General features: G+C 67.0%; 17 protein-coding genes and 1 pseudogene. 12 read left to right on the forward strand and 6 right to left on the reverse strand.

The features are described 5' to 3' along the window. Positions 1 to 7 precede the first annotated feature (7 nt). The gene (locus MFM001_RS22005) at positions 8 to 1,654 is read left to right on the forward strand and encodes an FAD-binding dehydrogenase (RefSeq protein WP_116377388.1); all 1,647 of its coding nucleotides are present in this window, start codon (positions 8 to 10) and stop codon (positions 1,652 to 1,654) included. A gap of 67 nt (positions 1,655 to 1,721) precedes the next feature. Here MFM001_RS22005 and MFM001_RS22010 read toward each other — a convergent pair whose 3' ends face one another. Next, the gene (locus MFM001_RS22010) at positions 1,722 to 2,360 is read right to left on the reverse strand and encodes an MBL fold metallo-hydrolase (RefSeq protein WP_116377449.1); all 639 of its coding nucleotides are present in this window, start codon (positions 2,358 to 2,360) and stop codon (positions 1,722 to 1,724) included. Between the two features lie 27 nt (positions 2,361 to 2,387). Here MFM001_RS22010 and MFM001_RS22015 point away from each other — a divergent pair, with 27 nt between their 5' ends. The 3 genes from MFM001_RS22015 to purQ are packed head-to-tail and all read left to right on the forward strand — an operon-like array spanning position 2,388 to position 4,024. Then, the gene (locus MFM001_RS22015) at positions 2,388 to 3,059 is read left to right on the forward strand and encodes an ATPase (RefSeq protein WP_238159335.1); all 672 of its coding nucleotides are present in this window, start codon (positions 2,388 to 2,390) and stop codon (positions 3,057 to 3,059) included. 54 nt (positions 3,060 to 3,113) lie between these two features. Further along, a complete protein-coding gene (purS, locus tag MFM001_RS22020; protein WP_062538764.1) occupies positions 3,114 to 3,353 on the forward strand; it encodes a phosphoribosylformylglycinamidine synthase subunit PurS in 240 nt (79 codons plus the stop codon). Next, the gene (gene purQ / locus MFM001_RS22025; protein WP_116377389.1) at positions 3,350 to 4,024 is read left to right on the forward strand and encodes a phosphoribosylformylglycinamidine synthase subunit PurQ; all 675 of its coding nucleotides are present in this window, start codon (positions 3,350 to 3,352) and stop codon (positions 4,022 to 4,024) included. The genes purS and purQ overlap by 4 nt, the downstream gene beginning before the upstream one ends. A 40-nt stretch (positions 4,025 to 4,064) precedes the next feature. Here the strand turns inward: purQ and MFM001_RS24980 are convergent. Further along, positions 4,065 to 5,297 (reverse strand): annotated as a pseudogene (locus tag MFM001_RS24980) (glycosyltransferase); the annotation flags it as partial. A gap of 137 nt (positions 5,298 to 5,434) precedes the next feature. On the opposite strand from MFM001_RS24980, the gene MFM001_RS22035 reads away from it, so the two are divergent. Then, on the forward strand, positions 5,435 to 6,013 hold the full coding sequence (locus tag MFM001_RS22035) for a TetR/AcrR family transcriptional regulator (RefSeq protein ID WP_160118033.1): 579 nt from the start codon (positions 5,435 to 5,437) through the stop codon (positions 6,011 to 6,013). A gap of 83 nt (positions 6,014 to 6,096) precedes the next feature. Here MFM001_RS22035 and MFM001_RS22040 read toward each other — a convergent pair whose 3' ends face one another. Together MFM001_RS22040 and MFM001_RS22045 are read right to left on the reverse strand one after the other, a co-directional pair. Next, positions 6,097 to 6,894, reverse strand: a complete 798-nt coding sequence (locus tag MFM001_RS22040) for a family 1 encapsulin nanocompartment shell protein (RefSeq protein ID WP_116377391.1) — start codon at positions 6,892 to 6,894, stop codon at positions 6,097 to 6,099. Then, positions 6,891 to 7,904: a Dyp-type peroxidase gene (locus tag MFM001_RS22045; protein ID WP_116377450.1), complete on the reverse strand. Its 1,014-nt coding sequence runs from the start codon at positions 7,902 to 7,904 to the stop codon at positions 6,891 to 6,893. The genes MFM001_RS22040 and MFM001_RS22045 overlap by 4 nt, the downstream gene beginning before the upstream one ends. A gap of 49 nt (positions 7,905 to 7,953) precedes the next feature. On the opposite strand from MFM001_RS22045, the gene MFM001_RS22050 reads away from it, so the two are divergent. Further along, positions 7,954 to 9,195: a M18 family aminopeptidase gene (locus MFM001_RS22050; protein ID WP_116377392.1), complete on the forward strand. Its 1,242-nt coding sequence runs from the start codon at positions 7,954 to 7,956 to the stop codon at positions 9,193 to 9,195. 4 nt (positions 9,196 to 9,199) lie between these two features. On the opposite strand, the gene MFM001_RS22055 is transcribed toward MFM001_RS22050, so the two are convergent. Then, positions 9,200 to 9,592 (reverse strand): nuclear transport factor 2 family protein, encoded by a 393-nt coding sequence (locus MFM001_RS22055; protein ID WP_116377393.1) that lies wholly within the window; start codon positions 9,590 to 9,592, stop codon positions 9,200 to 9,202. A gap of 126 nt (positions 9,593 to 9,718) precedes the next feature. Here MFM001_RS22055 and MFM001_RS22060 point away from each other — a divergent pair, with 126 nt between their 5' ends. Next, the gene (locus MFM001_RS22060; protein ID WP_116377394.1) at positions 9,719 to 10,525 is read left to right on the forward strand and encodes a helix-turn-helix domain-containing protein; all 807 of its coding nucleotides are present in this window, start codon (positions 9,719 to 9,721) and stop codon (positions 10,523 to 10,525) included. 14 nt (positions 10,526 to 10,539) lie between these two features. Beyond that, complete coding sequence (locus MFM001_RS22065; RefSeq protein WP_116377395.1) at positions 10,540 to 10,887, forward strand: VOC family protein; 348 nt, start codon at positions 10,540 to 10,542, stop codon at positions 10,885 to 10,887. Here the strand turns inward: MFM001_RS22065 and MFM001_RS22070 are convergent. Then, complete coding sequence (locus MFM001_RS22070; protein WP_116377451.1) at positions 10,884 to 11,123, reverse strand: hypothetical protein; 240 nt, start codon at positions 11,121 to 11,123, stop codon at positions 10,884 to 10,886. The two genes, MFM001_RS22065 and MFM001_RS22070, sit on opposite strands and share 4 nt — an antisense overlap. A 153-nt stretch (positions 11,124 to 11,276) precedes the next feature. Between MFM001_RS22070 and purL the strand changes: the two genes are divergently transcribed. From purL to MFM001_RS22090, 4 genes are read left to right on the forward strand one after another with little or no spacing between them, the layout of a single operon-like run. Then, positions 11,277 to 13,577 carry a phosphoribosylformylglycinamidine synthase subunit PurL gene (gene purL, locus MFM001_RS22075; protein ID WP_192887023.1) on the forward strand — a complete coding sequence of 767 codons (2,301 nt, stop codon included), beginning with the start codon at positions 11,277 to 11,279 and terminating at the stop codon, positions 13,575 to 13,577. A gap of 4 nt (positions 13,578 to 13,581) precedes the next feature. Beyond that, on the forward strand, positions 13,582 to 15,336 hold the full coding sequence (locus MFM001_RS22080) for an alpha/beta-hydrolase family protein (RefSeq protein WP_116377396.1): 1,755 nt from the start codon (positions 13,582 to 13,584) through the stop codon (positions 15,334 to 15,336). Then, positions 15,336 to 15,962 (forward strand): CPBP family intramembrane glutamic endopeptidase, encoded by a 627-nt coding sequence (locus MFM001_RS22085; RefSeq protein ID WP_116377397.1) that lies wholly within the window; start codon positions 15,336 to 15,338, stop codon positions 15,960 to 15,962. The genes MFM001_RS22080 and MFM001_RS22085 overlap by 1 nt, the downstream gene beginning before the upstream one ends. Beyond that, positions 15,946 to 16,332: a sterol carrier family protein gene (locus tag MFM001_RS22090; RefSeq protein ID WP_116377398.1), complete on the forward strand. Its 387-nt coding sequence runs from the start codon at positions 15,946 to 15,948 to the stop codon at positions 16,330 to 16,332. Before MFM001_RS22085 ends, MFM001_RS22090 begins: the two co-directional genes overlap by 17 nt. Positions 16,333 to 16,474: the final 142 nt, after the last annotated feature.

Below are 16,474 nucleotides of genomic sequence, written 5' to 3' on the forward strand. Positions count from 1 at the left end.
TAGCGTCATGAGCGACGCTGACGTCATCGTTGTTGGAGCGGGGCTGGCCGGGCTGGTGGCCGCGTGTGAAGTGGCCGACCGGGGCATGCGGGTGCTGATCCTCGACCAGGAGAACAGCGCCAACCTGGGCGGCCAGGCGTTCTGGTCGTTCGGCGGCTTGTTCTTCGTCGACAGCCCCGAACAACGCCGCCTCGGTGTGCGCGACAGCCACGAACTGGCGCTGCAGGATTGGCTCGGCACCGCCGGGTTCGACAGGCCCGAAGACTACTGGCCGAGGCAATGGGCGCATGCCTACGTCGATTTCGCGGCCGGCGAGAAGCGCAGCTGGTTGCGTGCCCGGGGCTTGCAGATTTTCCCGTTGGTGGGTTGGGCCGAGCGCGGCGGGTATGACGCGCGTGGGCATGGCAACTCGGTGCCGCGTTTCCACATCACCTGGGGCACCGGTCCGGCGCTGGTCGAGATCTTTGCCCGGCGGCTGCGCGACCGCTCGACCGTGCGGTTCGCGCATCGCCACCAAGTCGACGAGCTGATCGTCGAGAACGGCGCGGTGACTGGCGTGCGGGGCAGCGTCCTGGAGCCTTCCGCCGAACCGCGCGGTGTGCCGTCGTCGCGGAAAGTGGTGTCGCAGTTCGAGTTCCGTGCTCCAGCGGTGATCGTCACCAGCGGCGGTATTGGCGGCAACCATGACATGGTGCGGGAGAATTGGCCGAAGCGGATGGGCCGTGTTCCCGAGCAGCTGCTGAGCGGGGTCCCTGCTCACGTCGACGGGCGGATGATCGGCATTTCGGAAAAGGCCGGCGCCCGGGTGATCAACCGCGACCGGATGTGGCATTACACCGAGGGCATCACCAACTACGACCCGATCTGGCCGCTGCACGGCATCCGGATCATCCCCGGGCCGTCGTCACTCTGGTTGGACGCTAAGGGCAAGCGGCTGCCGGCGCCGCTGTATCCGGGTTTCGACACGCTTGGCACGCTGGAGTACATCGCCCAGTCCGGCTATGACTACACCTGGTTTATCTTGAACAGCAAGATCATTGAGAAGGAATTTGCGCTGTCGGGTCAGGAGCAGAACCCCGACTTGACTGGACGTAGCCTGCGCGAACTGCTGCGCAACCGGGCCAGCTCCGGACCGCCCGGCCCAGTGCAGGCTTTCATCGACAGGGGCGTGGACTTCGTCAGCGCAAACTCGTTGCGGGACTTGGTGTCTGCGATGAACAAACTGCCCGACGTGCTGGCACTGGACTACGCCGCGGTGGCCGAGGAGGTGACCGCGCGAGACCGCGAGGTGGCCAACCGGTTCAGCAAGGACAGCCAGATCACCGCGATCCGCGGCGCCCGCACCTATCTGGGCGATCGGTTGGGCCGGGTGGTGGCCCCGCACCGCTTGACGGATCCGAAGGCCGGGCCGCTGATCGCGGTCAAGCTGCACATCCTCACCCGAAAAACGTTGGGCGGCTTGGAAACCGACCTGGACTCGCGGGTGCTCAAGGCCGACGGCACTCCGTTCGAGGGGCTGTACGCCGCCGGCGAGGTGGCCGGTTTCGGCGGCGGTGGCGTGCACGGCTACCGGGCACTGGAGGGTACGTTCCTCGGAGGCTGCATCTTCTCGGGTCGCGCCGCGGGCCGCGGCGCCGCGGGCGACATCGCCTAGGTTGCGCGAGCAGACAGAGAATCGCGTTACCGGGGCGGGATTTGGGCGATTCTGCGTCTGCTCGCGGTTAGAAGGTGACCGCGGATTCCTCAGGCAGTACCTGAAAATCGGTGTCGGTCATTTCGCTGAGCCGGCCGTAGAAGATCCCGCGGGCGTCGGGCGCGATGATGCCCTGGTGGATCGGCACCGCTCGGGCCGGCGCGACGGCGCGCAGATAATCCACCGCCTCGGAGACCTTCATCCACGGCGCCGCCGCCGGGGTGGCCAGCACGTCCACTGGCTCGTTGGGAACGAACAAGGCGTCGCCGGGATGCATGAAGCGCGCGGGATGGTCACCGTCACCCACCAGATACGAGATGTTGTCAATAACGGGGATTTCCGGGTGGATGACCGCGTGCCGGCCGCCCACGGCACGGATGGTCAGTTCGCCGACAGACAGCTCGTCGCCGACATTGACGACCTTGCAGGGCTCGCCGAGTTGGGCGGCCGTTTGCGGGTCGGCGTACAGGGCGGCGTCCGGGTTGGCGTCGCACAGCGCGGGCAGGCGTGCGGTGTCCACGTGATCGGGATGCTGATGGGTGATCACGATCGCCGAAAGCCCGGTGATTCCCTCAAAACCGTGCGAAAAATTACCTGGGTCGAATAACACAGTGGTATGGCCGAAGTCGGCAAGCAGACAGGAATGGCCGAAATGCGTGAGTTCCATATCTACGATTGTGCGCTCAGGGGGTAGGTGCTTGTGCGGGTAATCCTGGCGACGATGCTGCTTGCGGGCGGGCTGGTGGCCGCGCCTCTGTCGGTCGCGCGCGCCGACGCGGAGACCTGCCCGCCGGTGTGCGACAAGATTCCCGATTCCGCGTGGATCCGGCCGCGGGCCGTCCCGCTGAACTCGACCTACCATTGGCCGTCGTTGGCCGGCATCGCGGTGCCGCTGACGGGCGCGACGCCGCGGTTCCGGTTCGAGGAGCTGTGCGCCACTCCGGAATTCCCGCAAGACACTCGCGACTCGGCGGTCGCTAGCCGGGCAACCGTCGTGAATCCGCAAGGACAATGGCAGCTGCAGGCGCAGGTGCTGCACTGGCGCGGCGACACGGCGCGGGGCGGCCAAAACGTCTCGTCGGTGTTCAACATCGCCGCGGCTGCGCTGCGTGGCTGTCAGCTGGGATCGCCGGCGCAGTCGCCGTCGGTCACCGTCGACGGAGCCAATCGGCTGGCCGTGGTGATCAGCGGGCCCGTGATCATGCACACCTACCTCGTCGCGCACCCGCAGAGCAGCACCATCAGCGAACTCACGCTGTGGTCGTCGACCCCGCCACAGGTACCGTGGCCGGTGATCTCCGACGACCAGGTTCTGGACGCGATGACCGCCCCGATCTGCGAGGCGTACATCGCCTCGTGTCCCTGATCCGGGGCACCGGTAGAGTTGGCGCCGAGCAAACAGATCTGAGGAGGAGCGCCGGTGGCCCGGGTGGTTGTGCATGTGATGCCCAAGGCCGAGATACTCGACCCGCAGGGGCAGGCGATTGTCGGCGCGTTGGGCCGCCTGGGGCACAGCGGAATCTCAGATGTGCGCCAGGGCAAGCGATTTGAGTTGGAGGTCGACGACAGCGTCGACGATTCCGAGCTTGCCCAGATTGCCGAATCGCTGTTGGCCAACACCGTGATCGAGGACTGGACCGTGAGCCGGGAAGCGACGTGACAGCGCGCATCGGGGTCATCACCTTTCCCGGATCGCTCGACGACGTCGACGCAGCGCGGGCGGTCCGGTTCGTGGGCGCCGAGGTGGTCAACCTGTGGCACGCCGACGCCGAGCTCAAGAGCGTCGACGCCGTCGTGGTGCCCGGTGGGTTCTCCTACGGTGACTATCTGCGAGCCGGAGCTATCGCCCGGTTCGCGCCGGTGATGGGCGAAGTAGTCGCCGCCGCGAAGCGCGGTCTCCCAGTTTTGGGTATTTGCAACGGTTTTCAGGTGCTCTGCGAGGCCGGGCTACTGCCCGGCGCGCTAACCCGTAATGCCGGTTTGCATTTCGTCTGCCGCGACGTGTGGTTGCGGGTGGAGTCGACGACGACGGCGTGGACGTCGCGCTTCGAGCCGAACGCCGATCTGCTGGTACCGCTGAAGTCCGGCGAAGGCCGCTACGTCGCGTCCGAAAAGGTGCTCGACGAGCTGGAAGGCGAAGGGCGCGTGGTGTTTCGGTACCACGACAACATCAATGGCTCGCTGCGCAATATCGCCGGAATCAGTTCGGCCAACGGCCGGGTTGTCGGGCTGATGCCGCATCCCGAGCATGCGATCGAAGCATTGACCGGCCCGTCCGACGACGGGCTGGGCCTGTTCTACTCGGCGCTGGATTCCGTTCTGGCGGCATAGTTTCGCCGGCGATCAATTGGTCAACGATGCCGGCTAAGCCGGCGAAACCGGGAGCTGCGGCCATTTCGGCTGCCACGCGTCGACTCGCTTGACGGTAGCGTGGCTCATTCAGCACGGCGAGAATATCTCGGCGCAGGGCGCGCGGTGTGGGTCGTTCGCTTCTGATGCGGCGTCCGACGCCAGACCATGCGACGCGAGCGCCGACCTCGGGCTTGTCCTCCTTGCCGCCGGTGGCCACAATCGGCACGCCGTAGCGCAAGGCGTACTGGACGCCGCCGTAACCACCGTTGGTTACGTAAACCGCTGTGCGGGGCAGTAATTCGTCGTACGGCAGGTACATCGCCGCGCGCGCGTTGGCCGGCAGCGGAGGCAGCGTATCCAGCGGGCGGCCACCTGTTGCGACCGCCACCAGAACGTCCTCGTCGGCAAGTGCGCGCAGCGCCGGCGCGATCGCTTGCTCATAGTCGGTGTTGGCAACCGTGCCTTGGGTGACATGGATTACGGGCCGGGTCCCGTCGAGATCGGGCCACCACTCCGGTAGCGGAGCCTGTGAACCGGTGGCGGAAAGCGGCCCGGCGAAGTGAAGTCTCAAAGGGGCGTCGGACAGGGGATATTCGAACGAGGGAACGCTGAACTGGACGAGCGCGTCGGCCCGGCGCCCCCAATCCGCGAATATGCACGGCAGATCGTTGCCGTGCACTTCCCGGTGCAGGTCATTCACGGCCTGGTTTGCGCGCCGTAGCAGTCGGCGATTCAGGGCTGCCAGCACGGCGTTTCGAGGGCGGTTCAGAAAACGAGTCGGTGGCAACCCCATGCCGAACGGAGCGGTGTCACGGCTCTCGATGCAGAGCGGAACGACCCCACAGGTGACGACCGCCGGGCGCGCCGGACGCTCCTGCTGGAGCAGGAACGCTGCGCCCACGAAAACAGGTTCGGCTAGCACGGCGTCGGCAGGTCGTTCCGCGAGCGCGGTGATGATCGTGTCGTACTGCGCCTTGGCGGGCCGGGCAAAGACGTGTTCGATGTCGAAAGCGATTGCCTTGATGCCCTTCAGCCCGGCACGTTCGGGAAAGTCTTGCAAATAGCTTTCGTCGAAGTCGGCTTCTGCGGGCAGCGGCACATACGTCGCGCCCGTCGCGGTGACCTTGTCGGCGAACCGAGAGCCGGTGATGAAGCGTACGTCGTCGCCACGCTTGACAAAGTTCTCCGCGACCGCCAGCAGTGGCGTCACATGACCGTGCGCGGGCACGCTGGCGATGATGATCGCTGCCACGGCGTCTCCTTCGACGCGCTGATTTGTATCAGGTAGTATTCATTACTGTGTCACCCAAGTCAATATCCCGCGGAACACCCCGTGCGTATCGCTCCGAGCTGCGTAAGCAGCAGGCGGAGTCGACGCGGTCGCGGGTGGTGGCAACCGCGGCCGAGTTGTTCGCTGCTGACGGCTACGCGCGTACGACCTTGGCGAAAATCGCCGAGGCCGCCGGTGTATCCGCCGAAACAGTACAGACCCAAGGGCCCAAGGCCGCTCTCCTGATCGCGGCCATCGAATACGCCGCGTTCGGCGTAACCGGCGAAAAGAGCATTCTCAATCTGGACGTAGGCCGCACACTCATGGCGATCGAGGGTTGCCAGGAGGCGGTGGACTTCCTCGTTGCGGCCCAAACCGATGTGCACCAGCGCACCGCGCAACTGGCCTTGGCGCTAATCGGCGGTGCCGGCGCCGATCCCGAATTGGATAAATACCTCAACGAGATACTCGCGAACATCAACTTGCAGAGCCGCGGGATCCTGGGGTCCTTCCGCGATCGCGGCTGGTTGCGTGATGATGTTCCCTTCGACGAGATCGTCGAAACCGCGGTGGTGCTGTGCAGCGTCGACACCTACTTGCGGATCGTCCACCGCGACGGGTGGAGCGTGGATACCTATCGAAAGTGGCTGCGGCGCATGCTGAGTGAAGCGGTATTCGCTAAGTCAGAAGCAACGTAACGACGGAAAACGAGCGTGCGCAAACACGGTCGAAACCGCGGCGTGGCGACCGGGGACGCGCACGCTCGCGCCAAGCGAAGGGACTACGTCCCTAAGCAGACTGAGGCTTCGGCGGTGTAGCACAGGAACGTCAAGGTTTCCTGCATGTACAACTGCACGGTGTCGGCGTCGTGGGACAGGTAACCGATCGCCACGTCGGTGCCCAACTGTAAGTCGAAATCACCACCGCGAGTAGTCAATACGAACGCGCCGTCGATTGCAGGCGCCCAGATGATGTCGCCGTCGACCAGCCGGTGCAGGTGCTCGCGGATCGGGTAGCCGTGTTCGGTGGTCTCGCTGACCTTCGTGTATGCGTCGGCTGACAGCAGCACCGAATACGGGCCGTCGACACCGGCCAGGCGCAGGCCCGACAGCGCCTGGGTGATCACGTCGGGGAAGTCGCGGGCATCCTCGGGCAGGGTCAGCGCCGGGTTGGAGCTGGCGCTTCGGATACCTTCGATCGACGCCGCCGGATAGCCCTCGAAGATCGCCCGGTCTTCCACGAACGCCAGCTTCTTCGCAGCCGTCTTCACGGGATCCCAGTCGGCGTCTTGGGCGCCGCGCTCCACGTCGTCGATCTCCGCGCGCGACAAGGTGAACGGAACCCGCAGTCGTACAAGCGGTTTGCTGGCCCGCAGGTGCGCCTCCACCCCGTCGGTGGGCGCCTTCACGTCCTCCAGCCGGCCGGTGCCGACGGCCGCCGCCGTCGGTCCGCCCGGCTCGCTGACGTCGACCACCCGGCGCCCCGCGATATGACGCTTGAACGTCCGCGTCGCCTCCAATTCGATTTCGGCCCAAGCGGCTTCGGTGATCGGCGCCAGCTCGCGGTAGAGGTTGTTCATTGCGGGTTTCCTTTCAGACTGCCGATCGCCAATGATCCGTCTTCCGATCCGGAATCCAACGCCGGAGCCGCGGCACCCGGCAGTGGCGGCGGATCGTCGAGGAAGTCGACGATAGGGGAGAAGAACATTCCGCCGGTGATCGCGGTGGAGAAGTCCAGGATGCGGTCGGTGTTGCCCGGTGGATCGCCGAGGAACATGTTGCGCAGCATCTGTTCGGTGACGCCCGGGCTCCGCGAATAGCCAATGTAATACGTGCCGTATTCGCCCTTGCCGACCTCGCCGAACGGCATGTTGTGCCGCACGATTTTGAGTTCGTTGCCCTCGTCGTCTTCGACCTTGTTCAGCGTCAGGTGCGAGTTGGCCGGCTTGTCGTCGTCGTCGAATTCGATGTCTTCCAGCTTAGTTCGGCCGAACGCTCGCTCCTGCTCGGTGACCGACAACGAATTCCAGCCCGCCATGTCGTGCACGTACTTCTGCACGTGCACATAGCATCCGCCGGCGAAGTCAGGATCCTCGTCGCCGATCTGCGTCGAGCTGAGCGCCAACGGGCCGTCGGGATTCTCGGTGCCGTCGACGAATCCGAGCAGATCGCGGTTGTCGAAGAACCGGAAGCCGTGCACCTCGTCGACAACCGTCACCGCGCCGGCCATCGCGTCGATCAGCCGCGTCGCCAGCTCGAAACAGACATCCATGGTCTCGGCCCGGATATGGAACAACACGTCGCCCGGTGTGGCCGGAGCGACGTGTCGTGGGCCGCGCAGTTCGATGAACGGATGCAGTTCAGCGGGCCGCGGACCCGCGAACAATCGGTCCCAGGCATCGGATCCGATCGAGGTGATCACCGACAGACGTTTTGCCGGATCGCGGAATCCGATGGCGCGCACCAGCCCGGAGATGTCCGTCAGCGCGTCGTGCACGGCCTCCTCGCCGCCCTCGTTGATGGTGACCACAAGAAAGATCGCGGCCGGCGTCAACGGAGCAAGAACCGGTTGCGGCTGCACGTCGGGCACGGGTTCGACCCTAACGTCCCGGCCGGTGCCGTGATGAAAGGATGGGAACATGGCGGCGACGGCACCAGGGCTGTGCGAATTCATCGACGCGTCGCCGTCGCCGTTTCACGTCTGCGCGACCGTCGCCGAACGGCTGCGCGCAGCCGGTTACACCGAGCTGGCGGAGAACGACCAATGGCCGCGCGAGGGCGGCCGCTACTTCACCATCCGGGCCGGCTCGCTGGTGGCCTGGAACAGCGCCGCCGACGGCCCGTTTCGCATTGTCGGCGGCCACACCGACAGCCCCAATCTGCGGGTCAAGCAACACCCCGACCGTCAGGTCGCCGGATGGCAGATGGTGGCGCTGCAGCCCTACGGCGGCGCCTGGCTGAACTCGTGGCTGGACCGGGACCTGGGGATCAGCGGGCGGCTGTCGACAAGCGACGGCACTCACCGGCTGGTCCGCATCGACCAGCCGATCCTGCGGGTCCCGCAGCTGGCCATCCATCTGGCCGAGGACCGCAAGTCGGTGACGCTCGACCCTCAGCGTCACGTCAACGCGGTGTGGGCGACGGGTGAGACGGGCTCGTTTCTCGACTACGTCGCCGAGCAGGCCGGTGTCGATCCCGGCGAGGTTCTCGGCTTCGACCTGATGACCCACGATCTGACGCCCTCGACGCTGTCGGACCTGAACGGCGCGTTGCTCAGCGCGCCGCGGCTGGACAACCAGGCCACCTGCTACGCGGCGACCGAAGCTTTCCTGGCCGCGCAGCCGAGCGGATATCTGCCGGTGCTGGCGCTGTTCGACCACGAGGAGGTCGGCTCGACGTCCGATCACGGCGCCAACTCCGAACTGCTGCTGACGGCGCTGGAACGAATCGTGCTGGCGGGCGGCGGCGGTCGCGAAGACTTCCTGCGCCGACTGCCCGGATCGATGGTTGCCTCCGGCGACATGGCCCACGCCACGCATCCCAACTACCCGGACCGGCACGAACCCGGCCATCAGATCGCCGTCAACGCCGGGCCCGTCCTCAAGGTGCAGCCCAACCTGCGCTATGCCACCGACGGCCGCACCGCCGCGGCGTTCGCCCTGGCCTGCCGGCAAGCGGGTGTCTCGCTACAGCGTTACGAGCATCGGGCCGACCTGCCCTGCGGCTCCACGATCGGCCCGATGACCTCGGCGCGGACCGGCATCCCGACCGTCGACGTCGGGGCCGCCCAGCTGGCCATGCACTCAGCGCGGGAGCTGATGGGCGCCCACGACGTCGCCGCCTACGCGGCGGCGCTGCAGGCGTTCCTCGCGCCGCGGTAGCCGCTCACCGCTGGTTCACGGGTGCGTAGCGGATGACGTTCTCCACGACCTTGCCGTCGCGGCTGCGGACCCGGTCGAGCCCGCGGATCGTGAACGGTCCGGCCGGGCCGGTGCCTTCGCCGACGTAGTGCAGGAACACCAGCTGCTCGCCCGCGGCGGCGCCGGGGACCGTCGCGCTGTCGACGAGCTCGAGCCGCAAATCCGGCGCCGTCGCCAGCAGTTCGGCGATCTTCGCCGTGTAGGCGTCGACGCCTCGGACCGGCTCCGGGTCGTCGGGCCAGTAGCCGACGATGTCGTCGGCCAGCACGTTCACCCCGCCGGACAGATCCGGCGCGGCCCAAAACCTGGCCCACAGCTCGGCACTGAACGTCGGGGTGGCGGACTGAATGTCGGTCATGGCTTCCTCCAAGGGATCCGGCGCTCCGGTGGAGCGCGTCGTATCGAGCGTGCGTCGACGGGCTGCGGCCGCACAATTACCTGCGAGGTCATCGCCCCGGTGCGACGACATGGTTAGCGTTTCCTTGTGACCGACGCGACGGTTGGTGTGTTGCTGCGTGAATGGCGGGCGCGCCGTCGGGTAAGCCAGCTGGACCTCTCGCTGAGTGTCGGCGTGTCGGCACGACATCTGAGCTTCGTCGAGACCGGGCGCTCCCGGCCCAGCCCCGAGATGGTGCTGGCGCTGGCGGACGGCCTGGACATCCCGCTGCGAGAGCGCAACACGCTGCTGCTCGCCGCCGGCTACGCCCCGCGCTACCCATCGCGGCCGCTGGCCGACGACGCGCTCATCCCGGCTCGCGCCGCGGTGCAGCGGCTTCTCGCTGCGCACGACCCGTACCCGGGCGTGGTGATCGACCGGTGCTGGAACATCCTTGAGGCCAACGCCGCGGCGGCCGCGCTCACCGCCGGCGTGCCCGAGAGCTTGCTCGGACCGCCGGTCAACGTGTACCGGCTGTGCCTGCACCCCGATGGCCTTGCCGGCCGGACCCTGAATTTCACCGAATGGGCGGGCTATCTGCTCCAGCAGCTTCGCCGCACGATCGCGCTTACCGGCGACCCGGAATTGCAGGCACTCGACGCGGAGGTCCGCGCATACCCCGGTGTCGCCGCCCTGGCGGGGCGGAACACAGCGCCGGATACGACGTCGCTGCTTGTCCCGTTTGAACTCGCGGTTGATGGCGGGCAACGGCTTTCGATGTTCACCACGTTGACGACGTTCGGAACACCGCTCGACGTCACCCTCGCCGAGCTTGCGGTCGAGTTGTTCTACCCGGCCGATACCGAAAGCGCCGAATTGTTGCGCACAAGTGGGTCCGTCAGCTCGGCCGGGTGAGTACGGTCGCGGCTATGGCACTCAAGGTGGAAATGGTCACGTTCGACTGCACCGACCCTGCGAAGCTGGCCGGTTGGTGGGCCGAGCAGTTCGACGGTCAGGCCCAGGAGTTGATCCCCGGCGAATTCGTTGCGGTGAGCCGGGCCGACGGGCCACGGCTGGGCTTTCAGAAGGTGCCCGATCCCACGCCGGGAAAGAACCGGGTACACCTGGATTTCAGCGCTGCCGACGTGGACGGCGAGGTTGCGCGGCTCACCGCCGCCGGGGCCACCGAGGTCGGCCGGCACAGCATCGGAGACAACTTCCGCTGGGTCGTGATGACCGACCCCGGTGGCAATGCCTTCTGCATCGCTGGGGCTTAGGACTTGAACGCCTCGTCAAGGCGCCTTACCAGCAGTTGCTCGGCCATCTGCGCGCCCTTGCGGCTATCGGCTTGGGCCTTGCGGAACAATTCGGCGACCTCGTTGTCGCCGTCGCGCTCGGCATCCTGGATGTAGGTTTCCAGACGCAGGGCGTTTTCCAGGCACTGCTCGGTGTACCAAATCAGGTTGTAGTTCTTGTCTTTGGTCCCCGTGACTTGTCCGGACTCAACACTCATCTCATCCTCCAATCGGTTGTTGTCGGACCCTGTGCGGCTACCCATCCGATCGCCATGCAAACGCTGGTCGTCGGAAAAATCGACGGTGTATCCAGGGCGGAAAACCAAGGATTCACACTCGGCCAATGAGCGAGTCGGCGAGGTAACTAAGCTGTGTCCGTGACGTCCGGCCTCACCCACGCGGTGGATACCGTCGAGCGCGCCGCAGCCACCCCCGATCAGCCGCAACCGTTTCGCGAGCTGGGCCTCAAAGATGACGAATACCAGCGCATTCGCGACATCCTCGGCCGCCGGCCCACCGACGCCGAGCTGGCCATGTACTCGGTGATGTGGAGCGAGCACTGCTCCTACAAGTCGTCCAAGGTCCACCTGCGCTACTTCGGCGAGACCACCACCAACGAAATGCGGGCCGGCATGCTGGCCGGCATCGGCGAGAATGCCGGAGTCGTCGACATCGGCGACGGCTGGGCGGTCACCTTCAAGGTCGAATCACACAACCACCCGTCCTACGTCGAGCCGTACCAGGGCGCCGCCACAGGCGTCGGCGGCATCGTGCGCGACATCATGGCGATGGGCGCTCGCCCGGTCGCGGTGATGGACCAACTGCGCTTCGGCGCGGCCGACGCCCCGGATACCCGCCGGGTGCTCGACGGGGTGGTCCGCGGCATCGGCGGCTACGGCAACTCACTGGGGCTGCCCAACATCGGCGGCGAAACCGTCTTCGATGCCTGCTATGCCGGCAATCCATTGGTGAACGCCCTGTGCGTCGGCGTGCTGCGCACCGAGGATCTTCACTTGGCGTTCGCGTCGGGCGCCGGCAACAAGATCATCCTTTTCGGCGCGCGCACCGGTCTCGACGGCATCGGCGGGGTGTCGGTGCTGGCGTCGGACACCTTCGCCGGCGACGAGTCCGGACCGGGCCGCAAGAAGCTGCCGTCGGTGCAAGTCGGCGACCCGTTCATGGAGAAAGTGCTCATCGAGTGCTGCCTGGAGCTCTACGCCGCCGACCTGGTGATCGGCATCCAAGACCTCGGCGGAGCCGGATTAGCCTGTGCCACATCGGAATTGGCGTCAGCCGGCGACGGCGGCATGGCCATCGAACTGGACACCGTGCCGCTGCGAGCCAAGAACATGACCCCGGCCGAAGTCCTCTGCAGCGAGTCGCAGGAACGGATGTGCGCGGTGGTCGCACCGGAAAACGTGGACGCGTTCATGGCGGTGTGCCGCAAATGGGACGTGCTGGCCACCGTGATCGGCGAGGTCACCGACGGCGACCGGCTGAAGATCAGCTGGCACGGTGAGACGGTGGTCGACGTGCCGCCGCGCACGGTGGCCCATCAGGGCCCGGTGTATGAGCGCCCGGTCGCCCGCCCCGACACCCAGGACGCACTGAACGCCGACCGGTCCACCCGGTTGCCCCGGCCGGCAACCGGCGACGAGCTGCGCGCGACTTTGCTTGCGCTGCTGGGCAGTCCGCACCTGTGCAGCCGCGCGTTCGTCACCGAGCAATACGACCGCTACGTGCGCGGCAACACCGTGCTGGCCGAACACGCCGACGGCGGCATGCTGCGCATCGACGAAACCACCGGTCGCGGCATCGCGGTGTCCACCGACGCGTCGGGCCGCTACACGCAATTGGATCCCTACACTGGCGCCCAGCTTGCGCTGGCCGAGGCGTACCGCAACGTCGCCGCCACCGGCGCCACCCCCGTCGCGGTCACCAACTGCCTCAACTTCGGCTCGCCGGAGGATCCTGGGGTGATGTGGCAGTTCGCCCAGGCGGTCCGTGGGTTGGCGGATGGTTGTGCGGCACTTGGCATTCCGGTGACCGGCGGCAACGTCAGCTTCTACAACCAGACCGGCTCGACGCCGATCATGCCCACCCCGGTCGTCGGTGTGCTGGGTGTCATCGACGACGTGAGCCGTCGCCTGCCCACCGGCATGGGCACCGAACCCGGCGAGTCGCTGCTGCTGCTCGGTGACACCCGCGACGAGTTCGACGGCTCCATCTGGGCGCAGGTCACCGCCGATCATCTGGGCGGACAGCCGCCGCAGGTGGACCTGGCCCGCGAAAAGCTGCTCGCCGAAGTGCTGGCCGCCGCCTCCCGCGACGGGCTGGTGTCGGCGGCCCACGACCTGTCCGAAGGTGGCTTGGCGCAGGCGGTGGTGGAATCGGCGCTGGCCGGTGAAACCGGTTGCCGCATCGTGCTTCCCGAGGGCGCCGATCCGTTCGTGTCGTTGTTCTCCGAGTCGGCGGGCCGGGTGCTGGTGGCCGTCCCGCGCACCGAGGAGAGTCGGTTCGTCTCCATGTGCGAGGCGCGCGGGCTGCCCGCCGCCCGCATCGGCGTCGTCGACCAGGGCTCGGATTCGGTGGAGGTGCAGGGACTGTTCACGGTGTCATTGGCCGAGCTGCGCAGCACGTCCGAAGGGGTGCTGCCGCGACTGTTCGGGTAACTGCATGAGCGCTTCAGTCGACGACGTCACCGCCGAAGCGCTGCCGACCCATGGCAGGCATCCGCTCGTGGTGTGGGCGTGGAGCCTGCTGCGGCTGAAATTCATTGGTGTGGCGTTCGGGGCGTTGTTCTTCTGCTTGTCGCTGACTCCCTCGTTGCTGCCGCGGGACTGGCTGTTCCAAGGGCTGATCGGCGGCATCAACGCGGCTTTCGGCTACGGACTGGGCGTGGTGATCGGCAAGGCCGCAGACCGCGTCGTGCTTCGCAGCGCCGGCTGGTGGCCACCGCCCGCGCGGGTGCTGTTCTGGATGAAGGCGGCGGTGGTCGTCATCTCGCCGGTGGCGTGCGTGCTGATGCTCATCCCGGCCGCATCCTGGCAGCGGCAGGTGTCGGCGCTGATGGGTATCGAAGGACCGACGACGCCGGCTTATCTGCGGACACTGATGGTCGCGATCGCTGTCAGTGCATTGCTGGTCGCGACATTCCGAGTTCTGATCGACGCCATCAAGCTGCTGGCCCGAATGTTGATCCGGCGCTGGCACATCCACGACGAGGTGGCGTTGTTCATCGGCACCGCGATCGTGGTGGCGCTGCTGGTCACCCTGATCAACGGCGTCCTGATGCGTGGATTCTTCGCCGGGGCCAACAAGATCTTCGAGCCGCAGAACACCGAGACCCGCGAAGGGCTGACCCAGCCTACGCTGCCCGAAAAGTCAGGCAGCCCAATGTCATTGGCGCCATGGGACACGCTGGGTTATCAGGGCCGCAACTTCGTCGCCACCGGTCCGCATGCCGCCGAGCTCACTCGCATCAACGGCCGGCCCGCCCGCGAACCCATCCGCGTGTATGCCGGACTGCACACCGCCGACGACGACGCCGGCCGGATGAAGATCCTGGTGCGCGAACTCGAACGCACCGCCGCATCCGACCGCAAGGTGTTGGTCATCGTGCCGACCACCGGCACCGGGTGGATCAATCCGGTGGCCGCGCGCGCGATCGAGATGATGTACAACGGCGACACCGCGATGGTCGGCGTGCAGTATTCCTATCTGCCAAGCTGGATTTCGTTCCTGGCCGACCGGCAGAAGTCGAAGGATTCCGGGCGGGCCCTGGTCGACGCCGTCCACGGCTACTGGCAGCAACTTCCGGCCGATCACCGACCGAAGCTGGTGCTCTACGGCGAAAGCCTGGGCTCGATGGCCGGGCAGAGTGCGTTCGGATTCCTTCCCGACATTCCGAGGATGGGCTTCGACGGCGTGTTGTGGGTCGGCCCGCCGCACGAGAGCCCGCTCTGGCATGCGCTGATGGTGCGACGCGACCCCGGCACCCCCGAGGTGCAACCTCGCTACGACAACGGGCGGACGGTGCGGTTCTCCGAGGCGGTCACCAGCGACGACGTCGCCCGCATCGCCGAGCCGCCGTGGGACGGCACCCGAGTTCTGTTCCTGCAACACCCTTCTGACCCCGTCGTCTGGTGGTCGCCCGACCTGTTGTTCTCCCGGCCAGACTGGCTGGTCGAACCGCCCGGCCAGGACCGCACCGCGGCGATGAGCTGGTATCCCGTGGTGACGTTCTGGCAAGTCAGCGCCGACCTGACCGACGCCGAGAGCATGCCCGGCGGCCATGGTCACAACTACGGCGACATCGTGCTCGACGGCTGGGCCGCGGTCGCCCCGCCGGAGGGCTGGCAGCCCAGCGACACCGAACGCATGCGCGTCGCGCTGAAACAGACCGAAAGCGCTGACGGACCCGAACACTGATGAACTCCAACGCGTTTCGTACCGTGGGGCTGGCGGGAGCTCTGGTCGGCTGGAGCTTTGTCGGCCCTCGGGTTCGGATGCCGTGGCGCATCGTGGCGCAATCCGGTTTGGCAGGCTTGCTGGTCCTGGTGACCCGCGCGCCGTTGGGGCTGTCTGCGTCGCGCATGCGGGCGGGATTGCGGATCGGGCTGGCGGCAGCGGTTCCCGCGGCGACCGTCGTCGCGACGACGACAGCGGTGCCGGTCGTGCGGCTCTCGATGGCCGATCGGGAGCTGCCGCGGCCGACACCGCTCTGGCTGTTGTTGCGGATACCGGTGGGCACCGTGTGGGCAGAGGAGGCCGCATACCGCGGGGCGTTAAGTGCCACGGCAAGAACAGCTTTCGGTGAAACGCGCGGCCGGTTGCTCCAGGCCGCCGCGTTCGGGCTGTCTCATATCGCCGACGCCCGCGCCACCGGCGAACCGGTGCTGCCCACGGTTGTGGCCACCGGCATCGCCGGCTGGGTATTCGGTTGGCTCGCCGAACGTTCCGGCAGCCTGGCCGCGCCGATGCTGGCACACCTGGCGATCAACGAGGCTGGCGCCGCCGCGGCGCTGGCCGTGCAGGCGTATGGCCGCGCGTCGTAAAGCCGATCCGGCCCAGACCCGTGACGCGGTGCTGGCCCTCGAGGACTGGCTGCGCGACGATAGTCGGCCCGCGCCTGAGCGCGCCGAACTGGCGATCGCCGTGCGGCTCACCGCCCACACCCTGGCCGAGCAGGCGCCCGGCGCCAGCGTCGAGGTCCGCATTCCGCCGTTCGTCGCCGTCCAGTGCGTTGCCGGGCCGCGGCACACCCGCGGCACTCCGCCCAACGTCGTCGAAACCGATCCGCGGACCTGGCTGTTGCTGGCCACCGGGCTGCTCACGGTGCTCGACGCCCAGGCCACCGGAGCGCTGCGGCTGTCCGGCTCCCGGGCCGGCGAGATCGCGGCCTGGCTACCGCTGGTGACCTTGTGACTTGTGTGGCACACGCGACGGCTGGAGCCTTGTGGGAACCATCCTTTGCCGCAACCCGTTAGCAAGGTGCGCAACACGCTCGTCCGATTCGGCGACTCGACCGTCGTCCCCGTAGACTCCGTTACGTCACCAATCGCGCCCC

Source organism: Mycobacterium sp. MFM001, from assembly GCF_003402475.1.
Lineage (GTDB): Bacteria > Actinomycetota > Actinomycetes > Mycobacteriales > Mycobacteriaceae > Mycobacterium.